The sequence below is a fragment of the Phyllobacterium sp. 22552 genome (genome assembly GCF_052044585.1).
Taxonomy (GTDB): domain Bacteria; phylum Pseudomonadota; class Alphaproteobacteria; order Rhizobiales; family Rhizobiaceae; genus Phyllobacterium; species Phyllobacterium ifriqiyense.
In genome coordinates this window covers 339,690-362,954 of record NZ_JBQENG010000006.1, presented here as the reverse complement: position 1 = coordinate 362,954, position 23,265 = coordinate 339,690, and the positions used below count along the sequence as shown (strand labels likewise).

The following is a 23,265-nucleotide window of genomic DNA, read 5'->3' as shown; positions in this document are numbered from 1 at the left end:
CGCGTTCCTCGACCAGCTTGGTAATGGCAGCATTGGCATCGCCGCCATGTTCGGCAATCAGCTGGTCTGCTTCGTTCTCATAATCTTGTTCCGGTTCTTCCATGGCTTTCTCCTTCGAGACAAGCCTGTCCGCCCCCACACAGGCAGGTTTTCATAGTCCTAAAATGTCATTGGAACGGTCGCCGCTACCGTGTATGTTCTATTAATGTTCTCAACTGCGACGTGAGTCAATAATTTTTCATGGACAGAATATCGCACTCTAAAAGAGCCGCCTTGCTGGCGGCTTTCCTAATGTTGGGCCCCGCGATTGTTCCGGCCGATGCCAGGCAATCGCTTTACGTCATCGATGGCGACACGATCCGCTTGAACGGCGAGACGATCCGCATTGCCAATATAGATGCGCCCGAAACGCGGCAGGCAAAATGCGATGCTGAATACAAGCAGGGACTTGAAGCAAAGTTCGTGCTGAGCGCGCTGCTAAAGGCCGGTGACTTTACCGTCCAGCGCGGCGACCCCAAGAGCGGCCGGTTGATAGACAAGTATGGCCGCACGCTGGCCACGATCTTTGCCAACGGGAAGGACGTGGGCCGACTCCTGGTCAAAATGCGTTTGGTGCGGCCCTGGACGGGGAAACGGCGGGGTTGGTGTTTGGAGATACAACCACCATTCTAACTAGTTCTCAATGCTTGCCTGAACTGTTCCAACGCGGCAATAAGTTTCCGCACCTGAATCCGATTTGCTATATAATGGTTGTGGGTCGAGATATCACTCTCAAAATCCTTAATGGAATGCAACAATGCGCTGGCACGGCAAACTTCGTCATAGAAGCCTTTGCTCACTGCAGGGTAGTGCTCACTTAGTTCAGTTTTGAACGCGCTGATATTCTCTAGCATATCGTCGGAAATGGCACCCAGAGCAACATTGCGTTGCTCTGGCAAAAATTTTCTTACGAGCGAGAACAAAGTACGCTCCCCGGTGACGGTATTGGTAACCCAAACGTCACCAGATAATCCGTGACCAGCAATCGAGTAGAACTGGTCCAGCAAGAATGAGAACTGCTCATCGTTCCGCTCGCGGCGCTCAAACTGTAACTGCTCGTCCAAAATTTTGTTCTGTGTCTCGGCGGCTAGCGCATTACTTTCAGCTGCTCTGGCCTGCGCGTCCGCTGCTTTAGCCTGCGCTTCAGCCACGCCTTTGCTCTCAACAGCAACTTCGCGGCTTAAGCCTAATTCGACACGTTGCAGGGCCATCTCCTGCCGGGTTAATTTCAGCTCCATGGCTTGTATCAACACGGCCGCCATCAGCCATACAAACGCCAAGGGTGCAAATATTCCAGCAAGTAAATCACCAAACTCATTCGGAACAAGGCAAAAGAGAAAGCCAGCCGTACAGGTGGAATCGCCTTCCCCCGCTTTCATTCCTAACAACAGTACCAGCCCGATTCCGACGAAATATATGAAACTAAGAACGCCACAAGACAACAGGACCCAAAAACTACTCGTTCTGCCCTCAGATTGTTCGCTACGACCATTGTGTCTTGTCATATTTGCCCCCGACCTTTTTCTACCTAGAACAAGATGATTGGGAACAGCAAGAGAGAGTTGAACAACTTCTTATTCTCTCGAATTTGACCGCCCGATTTCTATCTGTATCCTGAAGGCAGGGGGTATCATTAATGAAATCATGGATAAAACCAGCATTGTGTGTTGCAGTTCTAATAGCTGCGATCGTCATAAGTTATAAGCCAGTCTTCTTTCTCGTTTTGACTGCCGTTCAACGGGGGATCTCGCCAGCATTCGCCACCCTCATTGGTGCGATCGTGGGTTTTTCGGGTGTGATCTATGCGACGCGCGCCGGTTTTAAAAACCTCATTACATCGCACGAAGCACAAGCAGCCCGTGACCGGGAGGCTAGGGCCGAACAACAACTACTGCTCGAGAAAAACAAGGAAAGTGATCGTCTCCATGACAGAAAGGTGCTCGCTGCTGCCCTTCAAGGAGAACTCATCGCGTTGTTGCCAAACCTCGATGCTGCTACCCGCTTCTACAGGATGCAATGCGAAGGTTACCAGGCTTTCTTAAAGCAGGGAGGGAGCAAAAATACAGACGCACAAATCAAACTATTCGAAGGTTTCAACGTGCCCATTTTTCAGACCAATATTGGGCAATTGGGTTTGTTGGGTCCGTCCATAGCAGCTGATGTGGTTATAGTCTTTTCACGAGCTATAAACAAAGTCGTTCACTTGAGCGATGAGAAAGCTCCGATTGAATTGGCGATCCAAGTCATGGAACATCTGGTGAAAAATCATCAAGAATGGAGCCGCGACATTCACCACGTCGTGGCCAGATTAGGGTCGGTGCAGGGATTCTTTGAAGACCCCGGCATCCTTGCCGAAATGAAGAAACAAAATGGTATCGATACTAATATGAGCGCAAAAGACGTTTGGAAGAATGCCGCTGGCCGTAGCCACGTCAAACATCCCGTTACCGGCTCAGAATAATCAGCTCCCGCGCAGCGATGCCTTTTCCTTTATTTATTGAATAGTTCAATGAAACTTCCTCGAATCTGAAATTTGCGAACAGCTTTTGAATTTCAGGAACATCATTAATCGACATGATGAATTCGCCCTTGAGGCGACCAAGGCGTTCCGCCATCATGCCAAATCGGTCGCGGGCGAATAATTGTTTGCCATAGTCATCTTCCGATCCGAAATAGGGAGGATCGAGATAAAACAATGCGCCCGGCCGGTCATATCGATCTATGAACGCCATCCAGTCGAGGTTCTCGATCACCACGCCTGCGAGACGTTCATGAACATCCTCCAGCATTGGTGCCAGCCGATTCAAATTGAACCGCGCTGAGCGCTCATTGGAAACTCCGAAGCTTTGCCCCGCTACCTCCAGCAGAACGCCCGGCACCGCGTGCCATTACGACAAGCTTTTCACCCGCCATTTTCATCATGTCGCCGATCGGTGGGACAGTTGATACAATTCTATAATGATTTCAGAGATCAGAAAATTGTCCCACTCGGATATAACCGATTGAACTGAAATGCTTTCCGATGAACCTCGGGGCTCACTATCCTATCCGCAAGCGGCAATTATTTAGGCTGAGTTTGTGTGGGGAATTTCATCAGAGGGTGTGGCAGTGCGCCAGCTAAGTCATTGATTTGTGTTGATGAAAGTTCCTGCCACACCCTATGGCAAGTAACTGATATCCCTCACGAAATCCCTTCCGGGCGAGGCCTCCAAAATCAAATCCACCCACCATAATTGGTTGTTTTTTATTAGCTTCCGCAGATTCGTCTCCGAATCTACAGCAGTCCATGATTTGGGGTGTGACGCAAATGTGCCGGAGAACAGGACGCGGTGTGCGGCCTGTTCTCCTTGACGCAAATCAGCTTTTTAGCCGTGAATTGCAGAGGCTGTAGTATCCTCCGCCTTTCTGTATCCATCTCAGACTGCCAAGAGAATTTCTCTGCTTGTTGGCGTAATATTGGTCCAGACAGGTATGCATACGTGCCTTGCCTGGGCTTTCCGTAGAATATTTCGTGGAAACGGCGCTCGGAAAAGCCACGCCGCGCGGAGCCCTTGTCGTTGGGGCGGGCGGATCATCTGTATAGGTGGCATTGTCCACGGATGGCGCAGAATCATCGTCATCATCATTGGCTGCGGTTGCTCCGGCGGCGCATTGTGCCTTGCGGAAGTCGTTCCACTTCAGGCCGCCCAGCGTTCCAGCGTCTTTGGCAGCCTGATATTTCACGCTGCATTCCTTCATCGTCAGGCCGCTACCTGAATCATCATTGTCGTTGGCTTGTGACTTTGCCGTCTTGGTTTTTGTGACCGGCGCTGCAGCAGCACCTGCGCTACATTGCGATTTGCGGAAATCATTCCATTTGACATCGCCAAGTGTGCCGGCGCTCTTTGCCGCCTGGTACTTGGCGCTGCATTCTTTCATCGTCAGTCCGCCACCGGAATCATCGTCGTCATTGGCTTGCGACTTTGCTGTCTTCGTCTTTGTAACCGGCGCAGCAGCAGCGTCCGCGCTGCATTGCGTTTTGCGGAAATCGTTCCATTTGACATCGCCAAGTGTACCCGCGCTCTTTGCTGCCTGGTATTTGGCGCTGCATTCCTTCATGGTCAATCCGCTGTCGTCGTCATCACTGGCTGCAGCGGTCGTTTTTGCTTTTTTCGCGGTTGTTGTCTTTGTACTAGCCGCAGGCGAATCGTCCGAAGCGCACTCCGCCTTGCGGAAGTCGTTCCACTTCAGGCCGCCCAGCGTTCCTGCGTCTTTGGCAGCCTGATATTTCACGCTGCATTCCTTCGCCGTCAAGGCATAGGCAGGCGCAACGGCAAACGATGCCGAAGCCAGTACACCCGCATATAAAAGATTTCGCATCATTGACATGCTTCGCTCCCTCAAGTGGTTGAATATTTGCAACCATACAACCTTGAGTACATTCCATTCATCATGCCGGGTCAATTGAAATCTGCCGGTGCAAATATGGCTGGGGGGTGACAAAAGCCCCCGGGATCAGTGAAATGACCAATCGGTGAGGCATGAAGGCGTAGGGGTGCCGATGACCGTGATTGATGACGGTAAGCGGATTTGGCCATACTGGAACCAAGCTATAGTATTGATTTAATTTGGCTCTTTGGATCAATATGCCGGGTTCTATCGTGAAAATAATACTCTTGGTAGCCGGCATATTGCAGGTAAATTACGAATTCATGTTGCATGCCGGTGCAATATGATATCGTTGGTACAATTTGGAAAACAGCTTTCCAATCGGCTGATTTCTTCACATAAAACACTTCATGGCCAATCTATAAGAGATTGGTTTATTTGGGATTTTCTTGCTTCATGTTTGAATTGGCTGTCGTCGGGTTTCTTATTATCCTCAATGGCGTATTTGCGCTTTCGGAACTGGCGGTCGTTTCGGCCAGGAAGGCCCGTCTTGAGATGTTGGCAGACCGTGGTATTGCCGGAGCCCGTGCGGCGATTGCCCTTTCAGAAAACCCCGGAAAGTTCCTGTCCACCGTGCAGATCGGCATTACGCTTGTTGGCATTGTTGCTGGTGCGTTTTCGGGCGCCACGCTAGGCGCGCGCATGAGCGGTTTTCTGGTTGGCATCGGCGTTCGCCCGGATATTGCCGATATAGGCGGCTATGCGTTGGTTATTGGCATCATTACCTATCTGTCAGTCATCATCGGGGAACTTGTGCCAAAACATTTGGCGCTGAAAAACCCTGAACGCATCGCCTGTTTCATCGCGCGGCCCATGAATATCCTGTCACGGGTGGCGGCACCTGCCGTCTGGGCGCTGGACGCATCGACAAGGGGTGTGTTCCGGCTGCTCGGTATTTCCACCGCATCGGAAAGCTCGATTACCGATGAGGAGATCCTGACAATTGTAGCAGAGGCGGGAAATACCGGCGTGATCGAAGAGGCCGAGAGGTCCATGATTTCCGGCGTTATCCGGCTGGGTGATCGAAGCGTGCGGGCCGTCATGACCCCGCGCACGGAAGTTGAAATGGTTGATATCGATGAAGATGCCATAGCGCTGAAGCGCAAATTGATATCCGCAAATCATTCCTGTCTTCCAGCTTTTGAAGGCGACCGCGACAATGTCATTGGCGTCATCATGCTCAGAGACATGATCGAACCCATGCTTGCCTCGTCAATGGTCGTGATCCGCGAGCATGTCAGGCACGCACCCATCATCCCGGATACGCTTGATGCGCTGGCTGCGCTCAAAGTCTTGCGTGACTCTGACGTTCCCATGGCACTCGTCCATGATGAGTACGGCCATTTTGAAGGCCTGCTGACGCCCGCCGATATTCTTGATGCCATCGCAGGCGCGTTCGCCTCGGATGAAGATCAATCAGAGCCGGAAGCGGTGAGGCGGGAGGATGGTTCCTGGCTTCTTGCAGGCTGGATGCCGGTTGATGAGATGGCGGACCTCTTGGGAATAGACCTGCCCGCGACAAGGCCATATGAAACGGTGGCCGGTTTTGTCATTGACCGTTTGCAGCGAATTCCAATGACGGGCGAATCCATGGAGTTTGATGATTGGCGTTTCGAGGTTGTCGATCTTGATCATCGCCGCGTCGACAAGGTTTTGGCCTCGCGCCTCTCCTAGCCAGAAATTGCTCCCAATTCGAGGCTTCAGCAGATGACTGATCAAGATTACGCTATGCCATCCGTATGGGAGGAGCGGCTAGCGAAGTATAGTTGGATAACCCAAACCATCGGAGAATCCGGAGCGCTGGTATTTCGTCTCGAAGCGGCAGAGCGTCCGACCTTATTCGTCAAAAGCGAGCTGATTGGAGAGTTCACCGAACTATTCGATGAGATAAAGCGGCTGCAATGGTTGGCAGGGCAAGCTATTGCCGCACCGCGCGTTCTGGATCAGGCAGAACAGGGCGATCGCCTCTGGTTGCTGATGAGCGCGGTGCCGGGGCGCGATCTTGCATCAAATCCGGAGATTCCCGCCGAAGCTGTCATCAGAATTGTTGTCCGGTCGCTTAAAGCTTTACACCAGCTTGATATAGCGGGCTGTCCGTTTAACCATAGTCTTGAAGATCGAATTCCAATTGCCCTTTCCCGAGTGATTGGCAATCAGGTGGACGAAACTGATTTCGATGAGGTTGGACCCACTGCTGCTGAACTTTTCGAGAGACTTGTAGCAACACGTCCAAGTAATGAGGATTTGGTGGTAACGCACGGCGACGCGTGCCTGCCGAATATATTGAGCGATGGCTCGCAATTTACCGGTTTTGTTGATTGCGCACGCCTTGGGATCGCAGATCGGTATCAGGATCTTGCTCTGGCCAGCAGGAGCATTGAGGATAATCTGGGCGCTGAATGGGTCGAACCATTTTTCAAGCTATATGGTGTTGAGGCGGATTCTACACGCGTAACTTATTACCGGCTGCTTGATGAGTTCTTTTAGCTGGAACGACGCTCGGAATAACGACGATAGATGCCTTTGCCTGCCTTCTTGGCAATATAAAGGGCTGCATCTCCGCACCAAAGCAAGCTTTCCGGCGTATCGCCATCACGTGGCGCAAGAGCTGCTCCAATGGTAACCGTGATAGCTGCCGAATCCGCATTGGCAAGATCATAGGGCTGAGAAACGCTGCCGATGATACGGTCTGCCACGCTTGCAACTTCATTGGCAGTGACCTGAAGCAACACGACGGCAAATTCGTCACCATCAATGCGGTAGACGACATCATTCTTGCGCATGCATGTTTGAAGGCGGTCAGCGACAAGCTTTAAGACAAGATCACCTTCGGCGCGTCCGTATTTTTCGTTGAATTGCTTGAAGCCGTCCAGATCAATGCAGAGAATCGCAAATTGCAGCCGGTCGTCAAAGTCGCTATCAGCGTAGGAGCCGAACAGACTATCGAGATGTTCTTCCAGTGCAGCGCGGTCGGCGAGTCCCGTGAGCTCGTCCTGGCTGACAGGAAAATCACCAAATCCCTTGGTTTCAATCATTCGCCTAAAGTTCCCATCGTTCACTTGAACGACTCCATTTTTGCTGTGTGTAGAATGACAGGTGCCGACATTGGATACAATACAGGAAGATTCATAGGGTTAAGAAGGTTTTATCACAAACCGAAAGTAACCGGTACTGGAAAGTCAGTAGAAATATTTTGCACTGTCGCGCTCAATTGACGTGCCCTTCATTTTTTGACACACCCCTTGTGGGTTGGCGTTCTGGTTCCAATATGCTTTCGAGTTCACCGGATCCGTGCCCAACTGGCATAAACATGTTTTGCATGGTCGAAGTGTTCTGCATAACCTCATACTGGAATCGCTTTCCGGAAAAGGTTATACGGAGTCTCATAATGCTTTTGCGCATTGCGCCTTTGTTGGATGCATAACGCGATCGCACTGCTCGTGCTGTTAGGAAAGCTTGGAATATGGTGCTGAATTTCGAAGATCTGCGGACCAAGATGGTCGATAACCAGTTGCGGACAACTGATGTGACGGACAAGCCTCTGTTGCAGGCGTTTCTGGATGTCCCACGCGAGAAATTCGTACCAAGTGTTCGTGCACCGCTCGCTTATATTGATGACGATGTCATGGTCTCAACGCCGACGGCCGAGGCAGGCGCGCGCTACATCATGCAAGCTTCGCCTTTTGCCAAGCTCGTTCAGCTTGCCAATATCCAGCCTGAAGATGTTGTTCTCGATATCGGTTGCGCGACAGGATATTCGGCAGCCATTCTCTCGCGAATCTCCAGCTCGGTTATCGCCGTGGAGGCTGATGCAAATCTCGCCGGTCAGGCTACTTCAATCCTGTCGTCCCTGGGCTATGATAATGTCGTGGTCTTAACCGGGCCGCTGGAAAAGGGCTACGCGTCTGAAGCACCTTTTGATGTAATCATAATTGAGGGTAGCGTTGACCACGTTCCTGTTACATTATTCGATCAGTTGAAGGATGGGGGGCGACTCGTTGCCGTTGAAGGCAGCGGAAACTCCGGAAAATCAATGATTTACGTGAAGAACGAGGGAATCGTATCAGGACGTCGCGCTTTCAATTCGGCGGTAAAGCCTCTCCCAGGCTTCGGCAAAGTTCCTGAATTCGAATTCTGAGCGTGTCGCACGTGAGACATAAGTGCAACGGTTGACCACTTTGTTTGCGAATTGGGGTTTGCAACTGTGGTCAATTCGGAAATTGGCTTGTATTGAAGTTACAACGTCGAACCGATTGGTTCGGTCTGAATATTGAGACATGAAGGGGTTTATAGTGTTCATAGCGGGTAAGCGATTACTGACCGCAGCGCTGATGTCAGCCACGGTACTAGCCTCTACGCCTTCAATGGCTGAGACGATCTTTGGCGCAATGGCCAAAGCCTACAACAACAACTCCACTCTTAACGCCACAAGGGCAGGCGTTCGCGTTACTGATGAAGGCGTGGCGATTGCCAAGTCGGGCTACCGGCCGACTATCTCTGCTTCCGCAAACCTCACATCGACCTATACCAGACTGGATGGACGGGGCCGATCGACAGGCACGGGGTTTGTGAATGACGGCACCTCAAATACCGCCGTGTTCGGCGTTACTGTCAATCAGATGCTCTTTGACGGGTTCACCACCAAGAACACGGTCTCAGCCTCAAAAACCCAGGTTCTGGCCGCCCGTGAAAACCTGCGCAACACGGAGCAGAATCAGCTTTTCGCTGCGGTGCAAGCCTATATGGATGTCTATCTGACCCGTCAGATCGTCGTTCTTCGCCAGCGGAATATCGAAGCGCTTGACGAACAGCTTCGTGCTGCGCGCGCTCGTTTTGACGTGGGTGAGGGTACGCGTACCGACGTTGCACAGGCAGATGCCCAGAAAGCAACGGCCATTGCGCAGCTGAACCTTGCCAAATCAAACGAAAAAACCGCCGAGGCAACCTATATTCAGGTGGTCGGCGAAGCACCGGGACGACTTGAGCGCGCACCAGCTGCCAAAAAGTCATTGCCGCGCAATATGGACGAAGCCTATGCCATAGCCGAGAATACGCATCCTGCTATTCTGTCGACACGCTATGCCGTGGATGCCGCTGGCTATACGGTCAAGGCAACAGAAGGCGAATTGCTTCCTCAGGTGAATTTGAGAGGCGAGATCAGCCGCGACGAAATATGGGGCGAGCCAAGCGATCTTTCTACCAGCAGCAATAATTCGACAAGCGCGTCGGCTGGGATTCAGGTTACCGTTCCGATTTACAGCGGTGGCCGCACATCGGCTCGTGTTCGCCAAGGCAAGGAAACCGTGGCGCAGCGCCGGATCGAAGTTGACGTAGCGCGTGACGATGTTCGTCAGGCTATCGCCAGCGCTTTTGCCGAAATGGAAGCCGCCAAGGCATCCATTGTTGCTCAAAGGACTGCTGTCGCCGCTGCTCAGCTCGCATTGAACGGCGTTATTGAAGAACGTAAAGTTGGTCAGCGCACGACACTCGACGTATTGAACGAGCAGACCAATGTTCTGACAGCGCAAATCAATCTTGTGCAGGCTGAGCGCGATGCGGTTGTTACCAGCTATGCTGCTCTGTCGGGAACTGGCCGTTTGACGGCAGCTCAACTTGGATTGCAGGTGGCTGAGCACCGGCCGGAAGAGCATTACGAAGCGGTCAAGGACAAGTGGATCGGCCTTCGCACGCCTGATAGCCGCTGATCGATCCTGCTACGATAAAATAGAAATTTGGCCGCTGGATAAATCCGGCGGCCAATTCATTTCAGCGGGGCGAATCAAAAGTCTGTGGGTTAGCCCGAAACATTGCTCTGAGGGATTCTCAAATAGACAACCAGCCTCTACACTGCATGCAGATTCGTTGCACCGCACCGAAACAAGATGTAGTAGGCAAGTTGATCATGGCACAATCACCAATCGGGGCATCCGCAGGCTTATCAAGCGCGACGCGCGAACCTTCCATGGAAGAGATTCTGGCCTCGATACGCCGCATCATTGAAGAGAGCGACACGGCACGGCCTGATGATGTGCCGCCAACGGCTGTAAATTCCGATATGCCAGCTCAAACTACTTCCAATTTACAGGTCGAAGATAATCTGGAAAGCGACGAGGCCGAACTTGCTCCGCGGCAAGGTATTGCTGTTACGCCGCCTGTCCAGAAAATGCCTGAGGCGATGTTTTCGCCTCGTTTGCCCGACGTGGAATCAAAGCCGCTTGAGACGAGCAAGCCTGAGGCGGAATCGCCCGCCGAAGCTGTTGCCCCAGCTCCACAGATTCTTGCCGAGGAAGAATTGCTCGTTGCGGAGCAGGTTGCCGAAAAGCCGGCAGCACCCTCGCAACCTGATACAAGCGCTTATATGCGCTTTGCTGAGCCAGCGAGCGTCCCGGAATCTGGTCCGGCAGTAAAGTCATCGACGCCTATAGCTCTCGATGAATTCGAGACGAATATGGAGGAAGAAGTGTCGCTTGATCTGACGCAGGCGCTGGAGCCGATTCTTTCTGAGAGCACTGAGCGCCAGGTTAGTGCTGCGTTTGACGATCTGTCATTTGCCGTCCGCAGCGAGCAGCGGCGTTCCTTTGATGAAATCGCACAGGAAATCATGCGGCCTTTGCTGCAGGATTGGCTGGACAATAATTTACCGACCTTGGTGGAGCGCCTTGTTCGCGAAGAAATTGAACGCGTTGCGCGCGGCGGCAAGCGTTAGAGCTCAGAAATACCTCGTCGAGCTTGTAGGGGCCGCCAGATGGCGGTCTTTTCGTTTCAGGCGTACGATATCATTGACTTGAGCCTCGCCATTGGGTTTACACCCTAACAATCCTTTTTTTCCGCAAAATGACGGACAGTTTTATGCTTGAGAAGACTTATGACGCCGCGGCCGTAGAGCCAGAGATTGCAAAACGCTGGGAAGAGGCGGGTGCCTTTAAGGCCGGTGCCGGTTCCAAGCCGGGCGCAGATCCCTTTGCGATTGTCATACCGCCGCCAAATGTGACTGGCTCTCTGCATATGGGACATGCACTGAATAATACCATTCAGGACATTATGGTCCGCTTTGAGCGGATGCGTGGCAAGAATGTCTTGTGGCAGCCGGGCATGGATCATGCCGGTATTGCAACGCAAATGGTTGTCGAGCGGCAATTGATGGAGCGTCAACAGCCGGGTCGCCGTGAGATGGGCCGTGAGAAGTTTGTCGAGCGTGTGTGGGAGTGGAAGGCGGAGTCTGGCGGGATTATTGCCGGACAGCTGAAACGCCTGGGTGCGTCCTGCGATTGGTCGCGCGAACGCTTTACCATGGATGAAGGCTTGTCGAAGGCCGTTCTTGAGGTTTTCGTTACACTTTACAAGCAGGGGCTCATTTACAAAGACAAACGTCTGGTCAATTGGGACCCCAAGCTGCTGACTGCGATTTCGGATATTGAGGTCGAGTCGCGCGAGATGAAGGGGCATTTGTGGCATTTCCGCTATCCGCTGGAGAATGTCGCCTTCGATCCGGAAAATCCGCATACATATATTGTTGTCGCAACAACCCGGCCAGAGACAATGCTTGGCGATACGGGCGTTGCCGTCAATCCTGACGATGCCCGCTATCATGCGCTTATTGGCAATAATGTTGTTCTGCCGCTCATCGGTCGTCATATTCCTATCGTTGCCGATGATTATGCTGATCCTGAAGCCGGATCCGGCGCTGTGAAGATTACGCCTGCGCACGATTTCAACGATTTTGAAGTGGGCAAGCGCAATGATCTCCGGCAGATCAACATTCTTAATACGAATGCATCGATTTTCCTCAAGGAAAACAATGATTTCCTGGAGGGTTTGGAGAAATCGAGTCATCTGGATCAGTTTATCCACGCACTGGACGGCAAGGATCGTTTTGCAGCACGCAAGCTGATTGTCGCTATGATGGACGATGGCGGTTATCTTGAGAAGATCGAGGACCACACCCATTCCGTACCCCATGGCGATCGCGGTGATGTGCCGATTGAGCCTTATCTGACAGATCAGTGGTATGTGAATGCGGGCGAGCTCGCCAAGCCAGCCATTGCCAGTGTTCGTGAGGGCCGGACCAATTTTGTGCCGAAAAACTGGGAAAAAACCTATTATGACTGGATGGAAAACATCCAGCCTTGGGCGATTTCACGGCAATTGTGGTGGGGGCATCAAATTCCCGCCTGGTATGGACCGGATGGTCAGGTTTTCGTCGAGCGCACAGAAGAAGAAGCGCTCAGCGCAGCCGTTCAGCATTATCTCGCCCATGAAGGACCTATGAAGGCGCATGTGCAGAACCTTCTGGAGAACCTGAAGCCCGGAGAAATCCTGACGCGCGATGAAGATGTGCTCGATACATGGTTCTCTTCGGCGCTCTGGCCGTTTTCAACGCTTGGCTGGCCCGACAAGACACCGGAGCTTTCGACCTATTATCCAACCAGCGTTCTGGTGAGCGGCTTTGATATCATATTTTTCTGGGTTGCCCGGATGATGATGATGGGCCTGCACTTTATGGATAAGGAGCCGTTTCACACCGTCTATATGCACGCGCTTGTTCGCGACAAGAACGGTGCGAAGATGTCGAAGTCCAAAGGCAACGTTATTGATCCGCTGGAACTGATGGATGAATACGGCGCTGATGCGTTGCGGTTTACCCTTGCCATCATGGCCGCTCAGGGCCGCGACGTGAAACTGGATACCAGCCGTATTGCCGGATATCGCAATTTTGGTACCAAGCTTTGGAACTCAACGCGCTTTGCTGAAATGAATGGTGTTGCGCGCAACCCGTCTTTCAAGCCGGACGATGCCAAGCTGACGGTTAACCGCTGGATTCTGACAGAGCTCACCAATGCTGTGCGTGAAGTTACCGACGGTATCGCCACTTATCGCTTCAATGAAGCTGCAAGCGCGGCCTATCGTTTTGTATGGAACCAGTTCTGCGACTGGTACATCGAGCTTTTGAAGCCTGTATTCAATGGTGACGATGCCGAGGCAAAGGCGGAAGCACAAGCCTGTGCAGCCTATGTGCTTGATGAGATCTACAAGCTTCTGCATCCGTTCATGCCATTCATGACGGAGGAGCTCTGGGCGCATACGGCGGGCGAGGGTGCGAAGCGTGAAACCCTGCTGTGCCATGCTGAATGGCCAGTGTCATCATTCGTTGATACCGATGCCGCCTCAGAGATCAATTGGTTGATCGATCTGGTAACCGGTATCCGTTCCGTTCGGGCCGAGATGAATGTCCCTGCTTCCGCTGTGGCTCCGCTCGTCGTCATCGGTGCCAATGAAGCCACCGAGGCGCGCTTGCAGCGTCACGAAGCTGCGATCAAGTGGCGGGCGCGCGTAGACACGATTACGCTGGAAAGCGAGGCCCCTAAGGGTTCGGCACAATTTGTCATCGGCGAAGCTACAGCCTGCCTGCCACTGGGCAGCCTTATTGACGTCAATGCTGAAATTGCGCGACTGACCAAGGAGGCCGGTAAGATCGCCGATGAAAGCGACAAGATCGGTAAAAAGCTCGGCAATGAGAAATTCGTTGCCAATGCCAAACCGGAGATCGTGCAGGCAGAACGCGAACGACTGGCCGAGCTTCAGGAGGCCGCTGGTAAAATCGAAGTGGCGATACGGCGCGTTCGCGAGGCGAGCTGATTCCGGAGTTTTATTGCCGATAATGAAATTTGGAGTGGCTCGTCCCTTGAAATATGCGGCGAGCCACCCCATTTTCGTCGATCAAAAGCCCCAATTTTGTCATTTTTGAAGTGCGTTGCATTTGCGCAACAATGACGTTTTTTGGCTAAAAAACCGCTATTTCCCCCATAATGCTTTGTGACTAGTGGGAAACCCGCGATAATTTTGAACTGATTTTCGAAAAAAGTCAGTTTTTGAAGAATCTCCCGTTTTTCTCCCATAACGGGGCGCAATCAAAGATATTGCACTCAATAAGATTGCTTTGTTACCTATTACGTATTGGTAATATTTCCCGAATTAGGCTGACATTCGGGGCACATTATAAAGCTTTCGGGGAGGAATTAATGTCTAAAGCTATTTCGACAATGTTGGGCGGGGCACTATTGTTGACTGGTGTGGCCTCTGCTGCGCAAGCCGGGGGGCTTGAGCGCGGAGGCTACAATTACGATCTGCTGTTCAGCGAAGATCGTTTCGCCTCTGAAGCTGGCGTGATCTATGTCATGCCTGATCGCAAGATCAAGAATGCACAGGGTCTTAATGCAGGTGGCAAATCTTCTGTCAGCGAGACCGAAAATTACACCATTCCTCGCGTCGGCGTTAAAGTTGGCATCACTGAGGATTTCGATTGCTTGGCTCAGTATAGCCAGCCATGGGGAGTTCATACCAACCCAGGTGACGATTGGAAGGGCTCCAACCAGAACATCGAAACCAAGATCGAAAGCCATGATTATGGTTTGACTTGCTCTTACAAGTTCGATGTTGGCAAAGGCTTCCTCCGCGCACTCGGCGGTGTTTCTTACCAAAAGGTCGAAGGTTTCAAAGAGCGGATGGTTACACCCGCGTTCCGGCGGCTTGGTTTTGACGGTAACGGCCTGCTTGAACTCGAAGGTGATGGTGTAGGCTGGCGTATCGGTGCTGCTTACGAAATTCCAGAAATCGCATTGCGCGCAAGCTTGATCTACAATGCCGAAGTTGATCTCGGTGACGTTGAAGGCACTCTCGATCTTACTGATCTGCCAGCAGGAATTCCTGGCACCCCGGCACTCTTTGGCCGTGTGACCGATGTTTACGGCACGGCAACCATGCCGCAATCTTTGGAATTCAAAATCCAAACAGGTATTGCGCCCGATTGGCTGGCTTTCGGTTCGGTTAAGTGGGTTGACTGGAGCGTTCTCGAAGTCGTGTCATTCTGCCCAATATCCACAAGGGGTGCAGTTTCCTGCGGACCTAACTCACCTGCCAAGGCGACATCGATCGATCTTATGTTCCGGGATGGCTGGACGGTTGCTGCAGGTGTTGGTCACAAGTTTAACGACCAATGGAGCGGTCAGGTTCAGGTTTCCTGGGACCGTGGAACTTCGACAGGCTTGACCACTCAGACAGACACATGGCTGCTGTCGAGCGGCGTTTCCTGGTCGCCTAACAAGAATGTTGAACTGCGCGTAGGCGGTGCAGTGGGTATGCTCACTTCCGGTTCGTACGGTCCGACAAAGTGCACCGTCAACACTGGCTGCGGCAATGATGCCAAGTATGATTTCGGCGATGACTTCGTGTCAGCGCTGTCGATCTCAGGCAAGCTGAAGTTCTGATCACTGCTTAACGAAATAGCGAAAGAGCCCGGCAAAGATGCCGGGCTTTTTTATTGGTACCGTGGCTTCCTTGGTCAATGCCTGCATTTGATCGATGGCCACCTGTGCCCGGGGGAAACCGTAGCGGCAGATAGCGTCCGGCATCCATGCCGGTTTGTGTTTAGGCATCACTTTTTGTGACGATTCGGCAACAGTGTGGCCAGGATGATTCACACAGCGCTTTCGGTAGCCAAATTTGCCCATTTTGCGCCACAAACCCGGAGCACCTCGATAAGGCGGTAACCTTTTAGAGGTATAACGTCAGGCAATATTGCTGGCGTACCGTTTTGGGGTAATGATGGACGCGACACTACTTTCGCATGAAGCTTCGAAAAGCCACCACGCAGTGGCATATCGCAATTCTATTTTAGAGTTGCGATCATCGGCCATTAATCCAGACCTTGAATACTGGAACAATTCTGCAAAGCGCAGCCGCACTATTGCCGGAAATCTGCCCAACCATGGCTCAAATGATCTGAAATATTCTACAATTCCGTTGCGAGCCGCCATAAGGGTGTTGACTGGCGGTGTTGAAATCCGGTCTGCCGTTACGGCGCGCCTAGCGGCTGCGACAATGGCGAGCCCGAGCGAAGGAATTAAGCTGCCATGCTGATTGCTGATCGTTTTCTCGCTCCCATTGTGGGAATTGGTCTTTTCCTGAGCGCCATGACTCTGCCCTGCATGGCTTTTGATACCAAGAATGAGATGAACGAGGATTCCAGCCCTTTTGCTCTCTTCAAGTTTGGTTTTTCTGCCTACAAAAACGGTCACAAGGATGAGGCAGTCAAAGCCTTGCGTTTTGCCGCTGAAAAAGGCCATCAGGGCGCAAACTGGAAACTCGGACGAATGTATGCCGAAGGCGACGGCGTAAAAGAAGACGATTACGAAGCCTATAAGATGTTTGAGCAAGTCATCCAGGAAGGCGCTGATCAAGGCACCGAGAATGAGAGTTATGTTGCAGATGCGCTTGTAGCTCTTGCCGGATATGTAAAACGCGGCATCCCAAATTCACCCATCAATTCCAACCCAAGTGCCGCCCGCGACCTTTATCTGCAGGCAGCGTCGAATTTTGGCGATCCGGACGCACAGTTCGAACTCGGCAAAATGCTGATGCGCGGCGAGGGTGGCAGTGCAAGCCCCAATCAGGCAGCACGCTGGTTCCGGCTCTCAGCACAAAAGGGCCATGCCGGTGCTCAAGCGATGCTTGGCAATCTGTTGTTTCAGGCTGGCAAGACCGTTCGCGGGCTGGCAATGATGACGGCAGCGCTTGAACACGCAACCGGCAAGGATCGCATCTGGATCGGTGATATTCAGGAACAGGCATTTTCGATTGCGGATGAAGCGGATCGCCGCACGGCCATGGTTCTGGCTGGCGATATCGTAAAGACTGGCGATTTCTAATAGCTGTCAGCGCAAACCAAGTTCGATGAACTTGGCTTGAACCCATCATCGTATCCGAATAGCGTTAAAATCCGCTCTAGACGATAATTATCGCGACCGGGACGTGATCCGAAGGCTTTTCCCTGGCACGGACATGTTTTTCTATGCTGGCAGATTCCAGACGATTGGCCGCTTCCGGTGACAGCATGAGATGGTCAATCCGAATGCCATTGTTCTTTTGCCAGGCGCCCGCCTGATAATCCCAGAATGTATAAGTTCCAGCCGCATCGGTCACGCTGCGCACCGCATCGGTGAAACCCAGATTTTCCAAACGGCGGAAAGCCTGTCGCGTTTCAGGTTGAAACAGCGCATCATTTACCCAGGCTTCGGGATTGCGCGCATCGATAGGCTCAGCGATGACATTATAATCGCCGGCCAGGATCAGCGGCTCTTCGAGGCTCAAACGCTCCTCTGCCCATTTTTCCAAACGGGCCATCCAGCGCAGCTTGTAGGGGAATTTTTCCGTATCGATCGGATTGCCATTGGGCAGATAGAGCGAGACGACGCGCAACATGCCCTTTTCCGTTGAGAAAACCGCCTCGATAAAACGCGCATGGTCGTCCTCGTCTTCGCCGGGAAGTCCTCGCGTTACTTCTTCGGGCGAGGTTTTCGACAAGATAGCGACGCCATTGAAGCCCTTTTGTCCATTCGTCTCCACATGGTAGCCAAGCGCTTCAATTTCTTCGCGGGGAAAACCCTCGTCGACAGATTTGATTTCCTGCAAACAAACAATATCCGGATCGGACTCCCGCAACCAAGCCTTGAGAACCTCGATGCGAGCTTTGACGCCGTTGATGTTCCAGGTGACAATTTTCATGGGAAACACTTGGCTTTGCTGAGTTTTCGGTTGCGCAACGACCAATATAGGTCATTCTCATTAGTGGGGAAAACGATACTCGTCCGGTCATCAACCGGTCAAGCCATTGGGGGTATTTATGAGCAGTCCTTCACATATTCATGATGTTGATGCGGGCTTGCCCGTGCCCCGTCTTGCAGCCTTGGGCATTCAGCACGTCCTCGTCATGTATGCGGGGGCGATTGCGGTGCCTTTGATCGTAGGCCGCGCCTTGCAGTTAGCGCCTGCAGACGTTGCTTTTCTGATCTCCGCCGATCTCTTTGTCTGCGGGATCGTGACGATCATCCAGTCGCTTGGCGCAACCCAGTGGTTTGGGATAAAGCTGCCGGTGATGATGGGCGTAACATTCGCTGCCGTAGGTCCCATGGTCGCCATGGCCAATGCCAATACGGGGCCGGACGGAGCGCGGCTGATTTTCGGCGCCATTATCGGTGCGGGGTTTGTAGCAATGCTGCTGGCACCGCTTATGAGCCGTCTGCTGCGTTTCTTTCCGCCGGTGGTGACAGGCACGATTATCCTGGTCATCGGGGTTTCGCTGATGCGGGTCGGCATCAATTGGGTTTTCGGTAATCCCTTTGGCCCCACGGCTCCTAAAATCGTTTCTCCCGAACATGCGGCATGGCTTAAAACGATTACCGAGCTTGCCGTCGCGCCGGGTTCTGCTTTACCGGCATTGCCGCAAAAGCTGGCGCTTGCACCTTCGCTGCAAAATCCTGCTTATGCGCCGCTTTCGAATATTGCGATCTCCGCTGTTGTGCTTGTCTCGATCCTGCTCATTGCGCGCTTCGGCAAGGGGTTCATCTCAAACATTGCCGTGCTTCTCGGTATCGTCATTGGCGCGCTCGTGGCGACAAGTCTGGGCATGATGGGTTTCGAGAAAGTTGCTTCCGCCGGCTGGTTTGCAATCATCACGCCGTTTCATTTCGGCATACCGATTTTCGATCCTGTGCTGATCATCACCATGAGTCTTGTCATGATCGTCGTGATGATCGAATCTACGGGCATGTTTCTGGCGCTTGGCGATCTGACGGGAAAGAAAATAACCCGGCCAATGTTATCAGCCGGACTTCGCACAGATGGTCTGGGAACAGTCATTGGGGGTGTCTTTAACACGTTTCCCTATACGAGCTTCTCGCAAAATGTCGGGCTCGTAGGCGTGACCGGCGTCAAAAGCCGCTTCGTATGCGTGGCGGCCGGTCTGATACTGCTCATACTCGGGCTGATGCCCAAAATGGGCGCTCTTGTTGAATCATTGCCGCAATTTGTTCTTGGCGGGGCAGGGCTGGTGATGTTCGGCATGGTGGCAGCGACGGGCATACGCATATTGTCGAAGGTGGAATTCCAATCAAGCCGCAACAACCTTTTCATTGTGGCAGTGTCGTTGGCTTTGGGAATGATCCCGCTGGTGGCCCCCGACTTCAAAATGTGGATGCCGCACGCCGTTCATCCCTTGATCGAATCCGGCATTCTTCTGGCATCGGTCTCTTCAGTTTTGCTGAATTGGTATTTCAATGGGGCTTTGGGGAGTGCCGACGATTTGCGTGAGGCGGCAAAAGGCGCTGAAGCTTGAGGGGAAATAAAAAAGGCTGTCGCGAGACAGCCTTTTGAAACAGCTTGAGAAGAGGCGAGCAGCCTAGACGGAGAAACTCGTGCCGCAACCGCATGAGGATGTGGCATTCGGGTTGCGGATTTGAAAAGACTGGCCCATCAGGTCATCGACAAAATCAATCTCCGACCCGCCAATATAGGGCAGTGAAATCGAATCGATCAAAACCTTTGCTCCCAATTTTTCGATTACGATGTCATCTGCATCCTGTGCATCGACCAGATCGTACTTATAGGAAAAGCCCGAGCAGCCGCCACCTTCGACAGAGATGCGCAGGGCGGTTTTGTCAGGGTCGGATTTTAAAATTGCCGAGATGCGCTTGGCCGCAGCGTCGGAGACAGAAACATTTACAACTTCGGTCATTCTTCACATTCCTTCGCGGGAAACATCCGCCCGGCTCCAAAGACAGAACATCATCATGTCATGCCTTGCCATTCATTATACACCATAGCTAAGAATTGGCGACGGTGAAGTCAACGGCATGCGTGTTAATGGGTGGTACTGCTGTGCTCGCATGTTCCGAAGCATGCACAAGAAGGCGGGAAGTGAAATAATGTCGATGCAGGATGTGGGTTTTGGTTACAGGGAACGGGCATCTTATGCCAGCGACCCACAGCATAGCCGTGGGCGGCTCGTAGCTGAGAGCGAAAGTCCAACGCGCACCGTATTTCAGCGCGATCGCGACAGAATTATTCACTCGACTGCGTTTCGCCGCCTGAAACATAAAACTCAGGTTTTTATTGCCCATGAGGGCGACCATTACCGCACGAGGCTCACGCACACGATTGAGGTGGCGCAGATTGCCCGAGCCCTGGCTCGCTCAATGCGCCTTGATGAGGATTTGGCTGAAGCGATTGCCCTGGTACATGATTTTGGTCACACGCCCTTTGGCCATACCGGCGAAGACGCGTTGGATGAAAAGATGCGCGATTTTGGCGGCTTTGATCATAATGCGCAATCGCTGCGGATCGTAACCAGTCTTGAAAGGCGATATGCCGAGTTTGATGGTCTAAACCTGACCTGGGAGACGCTGGAGGGGCTTGTCAAACATAATGGCCCGCTAATGGATACCCAAGGGCGAGGCATTGGTCATCCTGTTCCGGCGGCGATCCTTGAGTATAATGCCCAGTTTAATCTGGAACTTGGGCACCATGCCTCTCTTGAAGCGCAATGCGCCGCAATAGCAGACGATATCGCTTATAATGCTCACGACATTGACGATGGGCTTCGTTCGGGCCTCCTATCCTTGGATGCTCTGGAAGATGTAGCAATAATCGGCGATATTTTGCGGGCTGTAAGGACAAAATATCCCAAACTTGATGAAGTTCGCACGACACATGAGATTGTCAGACGCCAGATAACCCTGATGGTTGAGAACGTTATAAGTCAGTCACAAGCCAATCTTGATCGTATCCAACCTCAAAAGATCGAAGACATACACAATGCTGGGCAAAACATTGTTGCCTTCACCGAGGCTATGAGATTGCAAGAGAAGGCACTGAAGACATTTCTCTACGACAATCTGTATTTTCACGAAAGTGTTCTAAGAGTGCGCAAATCGGCTGACAAGATTGTGAGAAATCTTTTTGAAGCCTATATGAATGACGCTCAAGCAATGCCGGAAGGCTGGAGGAACGAGCAAGTTCAGGCAGATATGCCCGCCCGCGCTCGCCTGGTTGCCGATTTCCTGAGTGGTATGACCGACACTTATGCTGTGCGCGAGCATCGCAGGCTGTTTGACCATACGCCCGAATTGTCCTAGAGCAGGCTCAACTTTGGCCATGAGGCCCCAGACTTTTCTATAAACCTCGAATGAGAATTACGTCATGAACATCTTCGCGGACTTCGATGCGCGGATTAAGAACGCCCTGCAAGCACTTGATTTGAAAACAACTGATGGTGCAGCAGTCGATCTGTCGCGCGTTGGCGTCGAGCCACCTCGCGATGCAAGTCATGGCGATATTGCAACCAATGCAGCGATGGTGTTGTCGAAAGCGGTCGGTCAAAATCCACGCGAACTTGCCGTTAAAATCGGTGATGCGCTGAAGAATGATCCTGATGTCGGCTCAGTCGATGTTGCAGGTCCGGGCTTTATCAATTTGAGGCTGAAAGACAGTTACTGGCAACAGCAACTCTCCACCATGCTTGATGCCGGACTCGATTATGGCCGGTCAAAGCTCGGCTATGGCCATAGGGTCAATGTTGAGTATGTTTCAGCCAATCCGACAGGTCCAATGCATGTCGGGCACTGCCGCGGCGCAGTGGTGGGTGATGCGCTGGCCAATCTTCTATCTTTTGCCGGTTACGAAGTTGGCAAGGAATATTACATCAACGATGCCGGCGCGCAGATCGACGTGTTGGCAAATTCTGTCATGCTCCGGTACCGCGAGGCTTTGGGAGAACAGATCGGTGAGATTCCTGCCGGTTTATATCCGGGCGACTATCTCGTTCCTGTCGGCAAGGCGCTGGCCGACGATTACGGTACGAAATTGCTCGAAATGCCGGAAGAAAAAAGCCTTGCGATCGTCAAGGACCGGACTATCGACGCAATGATGGCAATGATCCGTGACGATCTGGCTTCGCTCAACGTTCATCACGACATCTTTTTCTCCGAGCGGACGCTGCACGCCAATAATGCCAAGCTCATCCGCTCGGCCATCAATGATCTGACGCTGAAGGGGCATGTCTACAAGGGTAAGCTTCCTCCACCCAAAGGCCAAGTGCCGGAAGATTGGGAAGACAGGGAACAAACCCTGTTTCGGTCCACAGATGTGGGTGATGATATCGATCGGCCATTGGTGAAGTCGGATGGTCAGTTCACTTATTTTGCGGCGGACGTTGCCTATTTCAAAGACAAGTATGACCGGCATTTCGATGAGATGATCTATGTGCTTGGTGCAGACCATGGCGGCTACGTCAAGCGGCTGGAATCACTGGCGCGCGCAGTTTCGGGCGGCACGGCAAAGCTGACGGTACTGATTTGCCAGCTCGTCAAACTTTACCGCAATGGCGAGCCGGTGCGGATGTCGAAGCGGTCCGGCGAATTTGTGACCCTGCGGGATGTGGTTGAGGAAGTTGGCCGCGATCCCGTCCGGTTCATGATGCTATACCGGAAGAATGATGCACCCCTTGATTTCGATTTTGCCAAAGTAACGGAACATTCGAAAGATAATCCTGTGTTCTACGTTCAATATGCGTCCGCACGGTGCCATTCGGTGTTCCGGCAGGCGATTGAGCAGCTTGGCATTGGCGAAGTGGATCTGGCGGCGAGCGCGAAGCATTTCAATTTGCTGACCGACGAGAGTGAAATTGCGCTTATCCGCAAGCTTGCCGAATATCCGCGCATGATCGAAACAGCTGCGCTTCATCAGGAGCCGCACCGGGTCGCATTTTACCTTTATGACCTTGCAAGTTCGCTGCATGGACAGTGGAATAAAGGCACTGAAAATCCGGACTTACGTTTTATTAAGGTTAACGATCCAAACTTGTCCCAAGCCAGGCTAGGGCTGGTTCAGGTTGTTTCGAAGGTTTTGGCGTCCGGTTTGTCAATTATTGGTGCGGACGCTCCGACTGAAATGCGCTAATAAGCGTAG

The 23,265-nt window shown here is 52.3% G+C and carries 20 protein-coding genes; 13 read left to right on the top strand and 7 right to left on the bottom strand.

Translation table 11 applies throughout. The annotated features are described in order from the left end of the window. Positions 1–291 precede the first annotated feature (291 nt). Positions 292–672 (top strand): thermonuclease family protein, encoded by a 381-nt coding sequence (locus ACTJI9_RS16375; protein WP_440809345.1) that lies wholly within the window; start codon positions 292–294, stop codon positions 670–672. Here ACTJI9_RS16375 and ACTJI9_RS16370 read toward each other — a convergent pair. Continuing rightward, positions 669–1,544 carry a hypothetical protein gene (locus ACTJI9_RS16370; protein WP_440809342.1) on the bottom strand — a complete coding sequence of 292 codons (876 nt, stop codon included), beginning with the start codon at positions 1,542–1,544 and terminating at the stop codon, positions 669–671. The two genes, ACTJI9_RS16375 and ACTJI9_RS16370, sit on opposite strands and share 4 nt — an antisense overlap. Before the next feature lie 131 nt (positions 1,545–1,675). On the opposite strand from ACTJI9_RS16370, the gene ACTJI9_RS16365 reads away from it, so the two are divergent. Beyond that, positions 1,676–2,500 (top strand): hypothetical protein, encoded by an 825-nt coding sequence (locus tag ACTJI9_RS16365; protein WP_440809340.1) that lies wholly within the window; start codon positions 1,676–1,678, stop codon positions 2,498–2,500. Here the strand turns inward: ACTJI9_RS16365 and ACTJI9_RS16360 are convergent. Then, positions 2,484–2,918 (bottom strand): DNA adenine methylase, encoded by a 435-nt coding sequence (locus ACTJI9_RS16360; protein ID WP_440809337.1) that lies wholly within the window; start codon positions 2,916–2,918, stop codon positions 2,484–2,486. The genes ACTJI9_RS16365 and ACTJI9_RS16360 overlap by 17 nt on opposite strands. A 478-nt stretch (positions 2,919–3,396) precedes the next feature. Further along, positions 3,397–4,407, bottom strand: a complete 1,011-nt coding sequence (locus ACTJI9_RS16355; RefSeq protein WP_440809335.1) for a hypothetical protein — start codon at positions 4,405–4,407, stop codon at positions 3,397–3,399. 456 nt (positions 4,408–4,863) lie between these two features. Between ACTJI9_RS16355 and ACTJI9_RS16350 the strand changes: the two genes are divergently transcribed. Continuing rightward, positions 4,864–6,141, top strand: a complete 1,278-nt coding sequence (locus tag ACTJI9_RS16350) for a hemolysin family protein (protein WP_115052902.1) — start codon at positions 4,864–4,866, stop codon at positions 6,139–6,141. A 33-nt stretch (positions 6,142–6,174) separates the two neighbouring features. Further along, a complete protein-coding gene (locus tag ACTJI9_RS16345; RefSeq protein ID WP_354343856.1) occupies positions 6,175–6,954 on the top strand; it encodes an APH(3') family aminoglycoside O-phosphotransferase in 780 nt (259 codons plus the stop codon). Here ACTJI9_RS16345 and ACTJI9_RS16340 read toward each other — a convergent pair. After that, positions 6,951–7,502, bottom strand: coding sequence for a GGDEF domain-containing protein (locus ACTJI9_RS16340; protein WP_307285463.1), 552 nt, complete (start codon positions 7,500–7,502; stop codon positions 6,951–6,953). The two genes, ACTJI9_RS16345 and ACTJI9_RS16340, sit on opposite strands and share 4 nt — an antisense overlap. A 428-nt stretch (positions 7,503–7,930) precedes the next feature. On the opposite strand from ACTJI9_RS16340, the gene ACTJI9_RS16335 reads away from it, so the two are divergent. The 5 genes from ACTJI9_RS16335 (at position 7,931) to ACTJI9_RS16315 (ending at position 15,731) form a co-directional block, all read left to right on the top strand. Further along, on the top strand, positions 7,931–8,605 hold the full coding sequence (locus ACTJI9_RS16335) for a protein-L-isoaspartate O-methyltransferase family protein (protein WP_115052906.1): 675 nt from the start codon (positions 7,931–7,933) through the stop codon (positions 8,603–8,605). Positions 8,606–8,744: 139 nt separating this feature from the next. Next, positions 8,745–10,172, top strand: coding sequence for a TolC family outer membrane protein (locus ACTJI9_RS16330; RefSeq protein WP_115052907.1), 1,428 nt, complete (start codon positions 8,745–8,747; stop codon positions 10,170–10,172). A gap of 197 nt (positions 10,173–10,369) precedes the next feature. Next, a complete protein-coding gene (locus tag ACTJI9_RS16325) occupies positions 10,370–11,173 on the top strand; it encodes a DUF2497 domain-containing protein (RefSeq protein ID WP_336440005.1) in 804 nt (267 codons plus the stop codon). A gap of 143 nt (positions 11,174–11,316) precedes the next feature. Then, positions 11,317–14,103: a valine--tRNA ligase gene (locus ACTJI9_RS16320; protein ID WP_336440006.1), complete on the top strand. Its 2,787-nt coding sequence runs from the start codon at positions 11,317–11,319 to the stop codon at positions 14,101–14,103. A gap of 383 nt (positions 14,104–14,486) precedes the next feature. Further along, the gene (locus tag ACTJI9_RS16315; RefSeq protein ID WP_115052910.1) at positions 14,487–15,731 is read left to right on the top strand and encodes an OmpP1/FadL family transporter; all 1,245 of its coding nucleotides are present in this window, start codon (positions 14,487–14,489) and stop codon (positions 15,729–15,731) included. Here ACTJI9_RS16315 and ACTJI9_RS16310 read toward each other — a convergent pair whose 3' ends face one another. Continuing rightward, positions 15,732–15,974, bottom strand: a complete 243-nt coding sequence (locus ACTJI9_RS16310) for a hypothetical protein (RefSeq protein WP_440809330.1) — start codon at positions 15,972–15,974, stop codon at positions 15,732–15,734. Positions 15,975–16,376: 402 nt separating this feature from the next. Between ACTJI9_RS16310 and ACTJI9_RS16305 the strand changes: the two genes are divergently transcribed. Continuing rightward, positions 16,377–17,171: a tetratricopeptide repeat protein gene (locus tag ACTJI9_RS16305; protein ID WP_115052913.1), complete on the top strand. Its 795-nt coding sequence runs from the start codon at positions 16,377–16,379 to the stop codon at positions 17,169–17,171. A 76-nt stretch (positions 17,172–17,247) separates the two neighbouring features. Here the strand turns inward: ACTJI9_RS16305 and xth are convergent, their stop codons facing one another. Next, complete coding sequence (gene xth / locus ACTJI9_RS16300) at positions 17,248–18,027, bottom strand: exodeoxyribonuclease III (RefSeq protein WP_440809328.1); 780 nt, start codon at positions 18,025–18,027, stop codon at positions 17,248–17,250. A gap of 118 nt (positions 18,028–18,145) precedes the next feature. On the opposite strand from xth, the gene ACTJI9_RS16295 reads away from it, so the two are divergent. Beyond that, entirely contained in the window at positions 18,146–19,636 is a 1,491-nt protein-coding gene (locus ACTJI9_RS16295; protein WP_440809326.1) for a nucleobase:cation symporter-2 family protein, read from the top strand. A gap of 63 nt (positions 19,637–19,699) precedes the next feature. Here the strand turns inward: ACTJI9_RS16295 and erpA are convergent, their stop codons facing one another. After that, positions 19,700–20,035 (bottom strand): iron-sulfur cluster insertion protein ErpA, encoded by a 336-nt coding sequence (erpA, locus tag ACTJI9_RS16290; RefSeq protein ID WP_115052915.1) that lies wholly within the window; start codon positions 20,033–20,035, stop codon positions 19,700–19,702. Positions 20,036–20,225: 190 nt separating this feature from the next. Here erpA and ACTJI9_RS16285 point away from each other — a divergent pair, with 190 nt between their 5' ends. Next, positions 20,226–21,434, top strand: a complete 1,209-nt coding sequence (locus ACTJI9_RS16285) for a deoxyguanosinetriphosphate triphosphohydrolase (protein WP_440809323.1) — start codon at positions 20,226–20,228, stop codon at positions 21,432–21,434. A 64-nt stretch (positions 21,435–21,498) separates the two neighbouring features. Then, positions 21,499–23,256, top strand: a complete 1,758-nt coding sequence (gene argS, locus ACTJI9_RS16280; protein WP_115052917.1) for an arginine--tRNA ligase — start codon at positions 21,499–21,501, stop codon at positions 23,254–23,256. Positions 23,257–23,265: the final 9 nt, after the last annotated feature.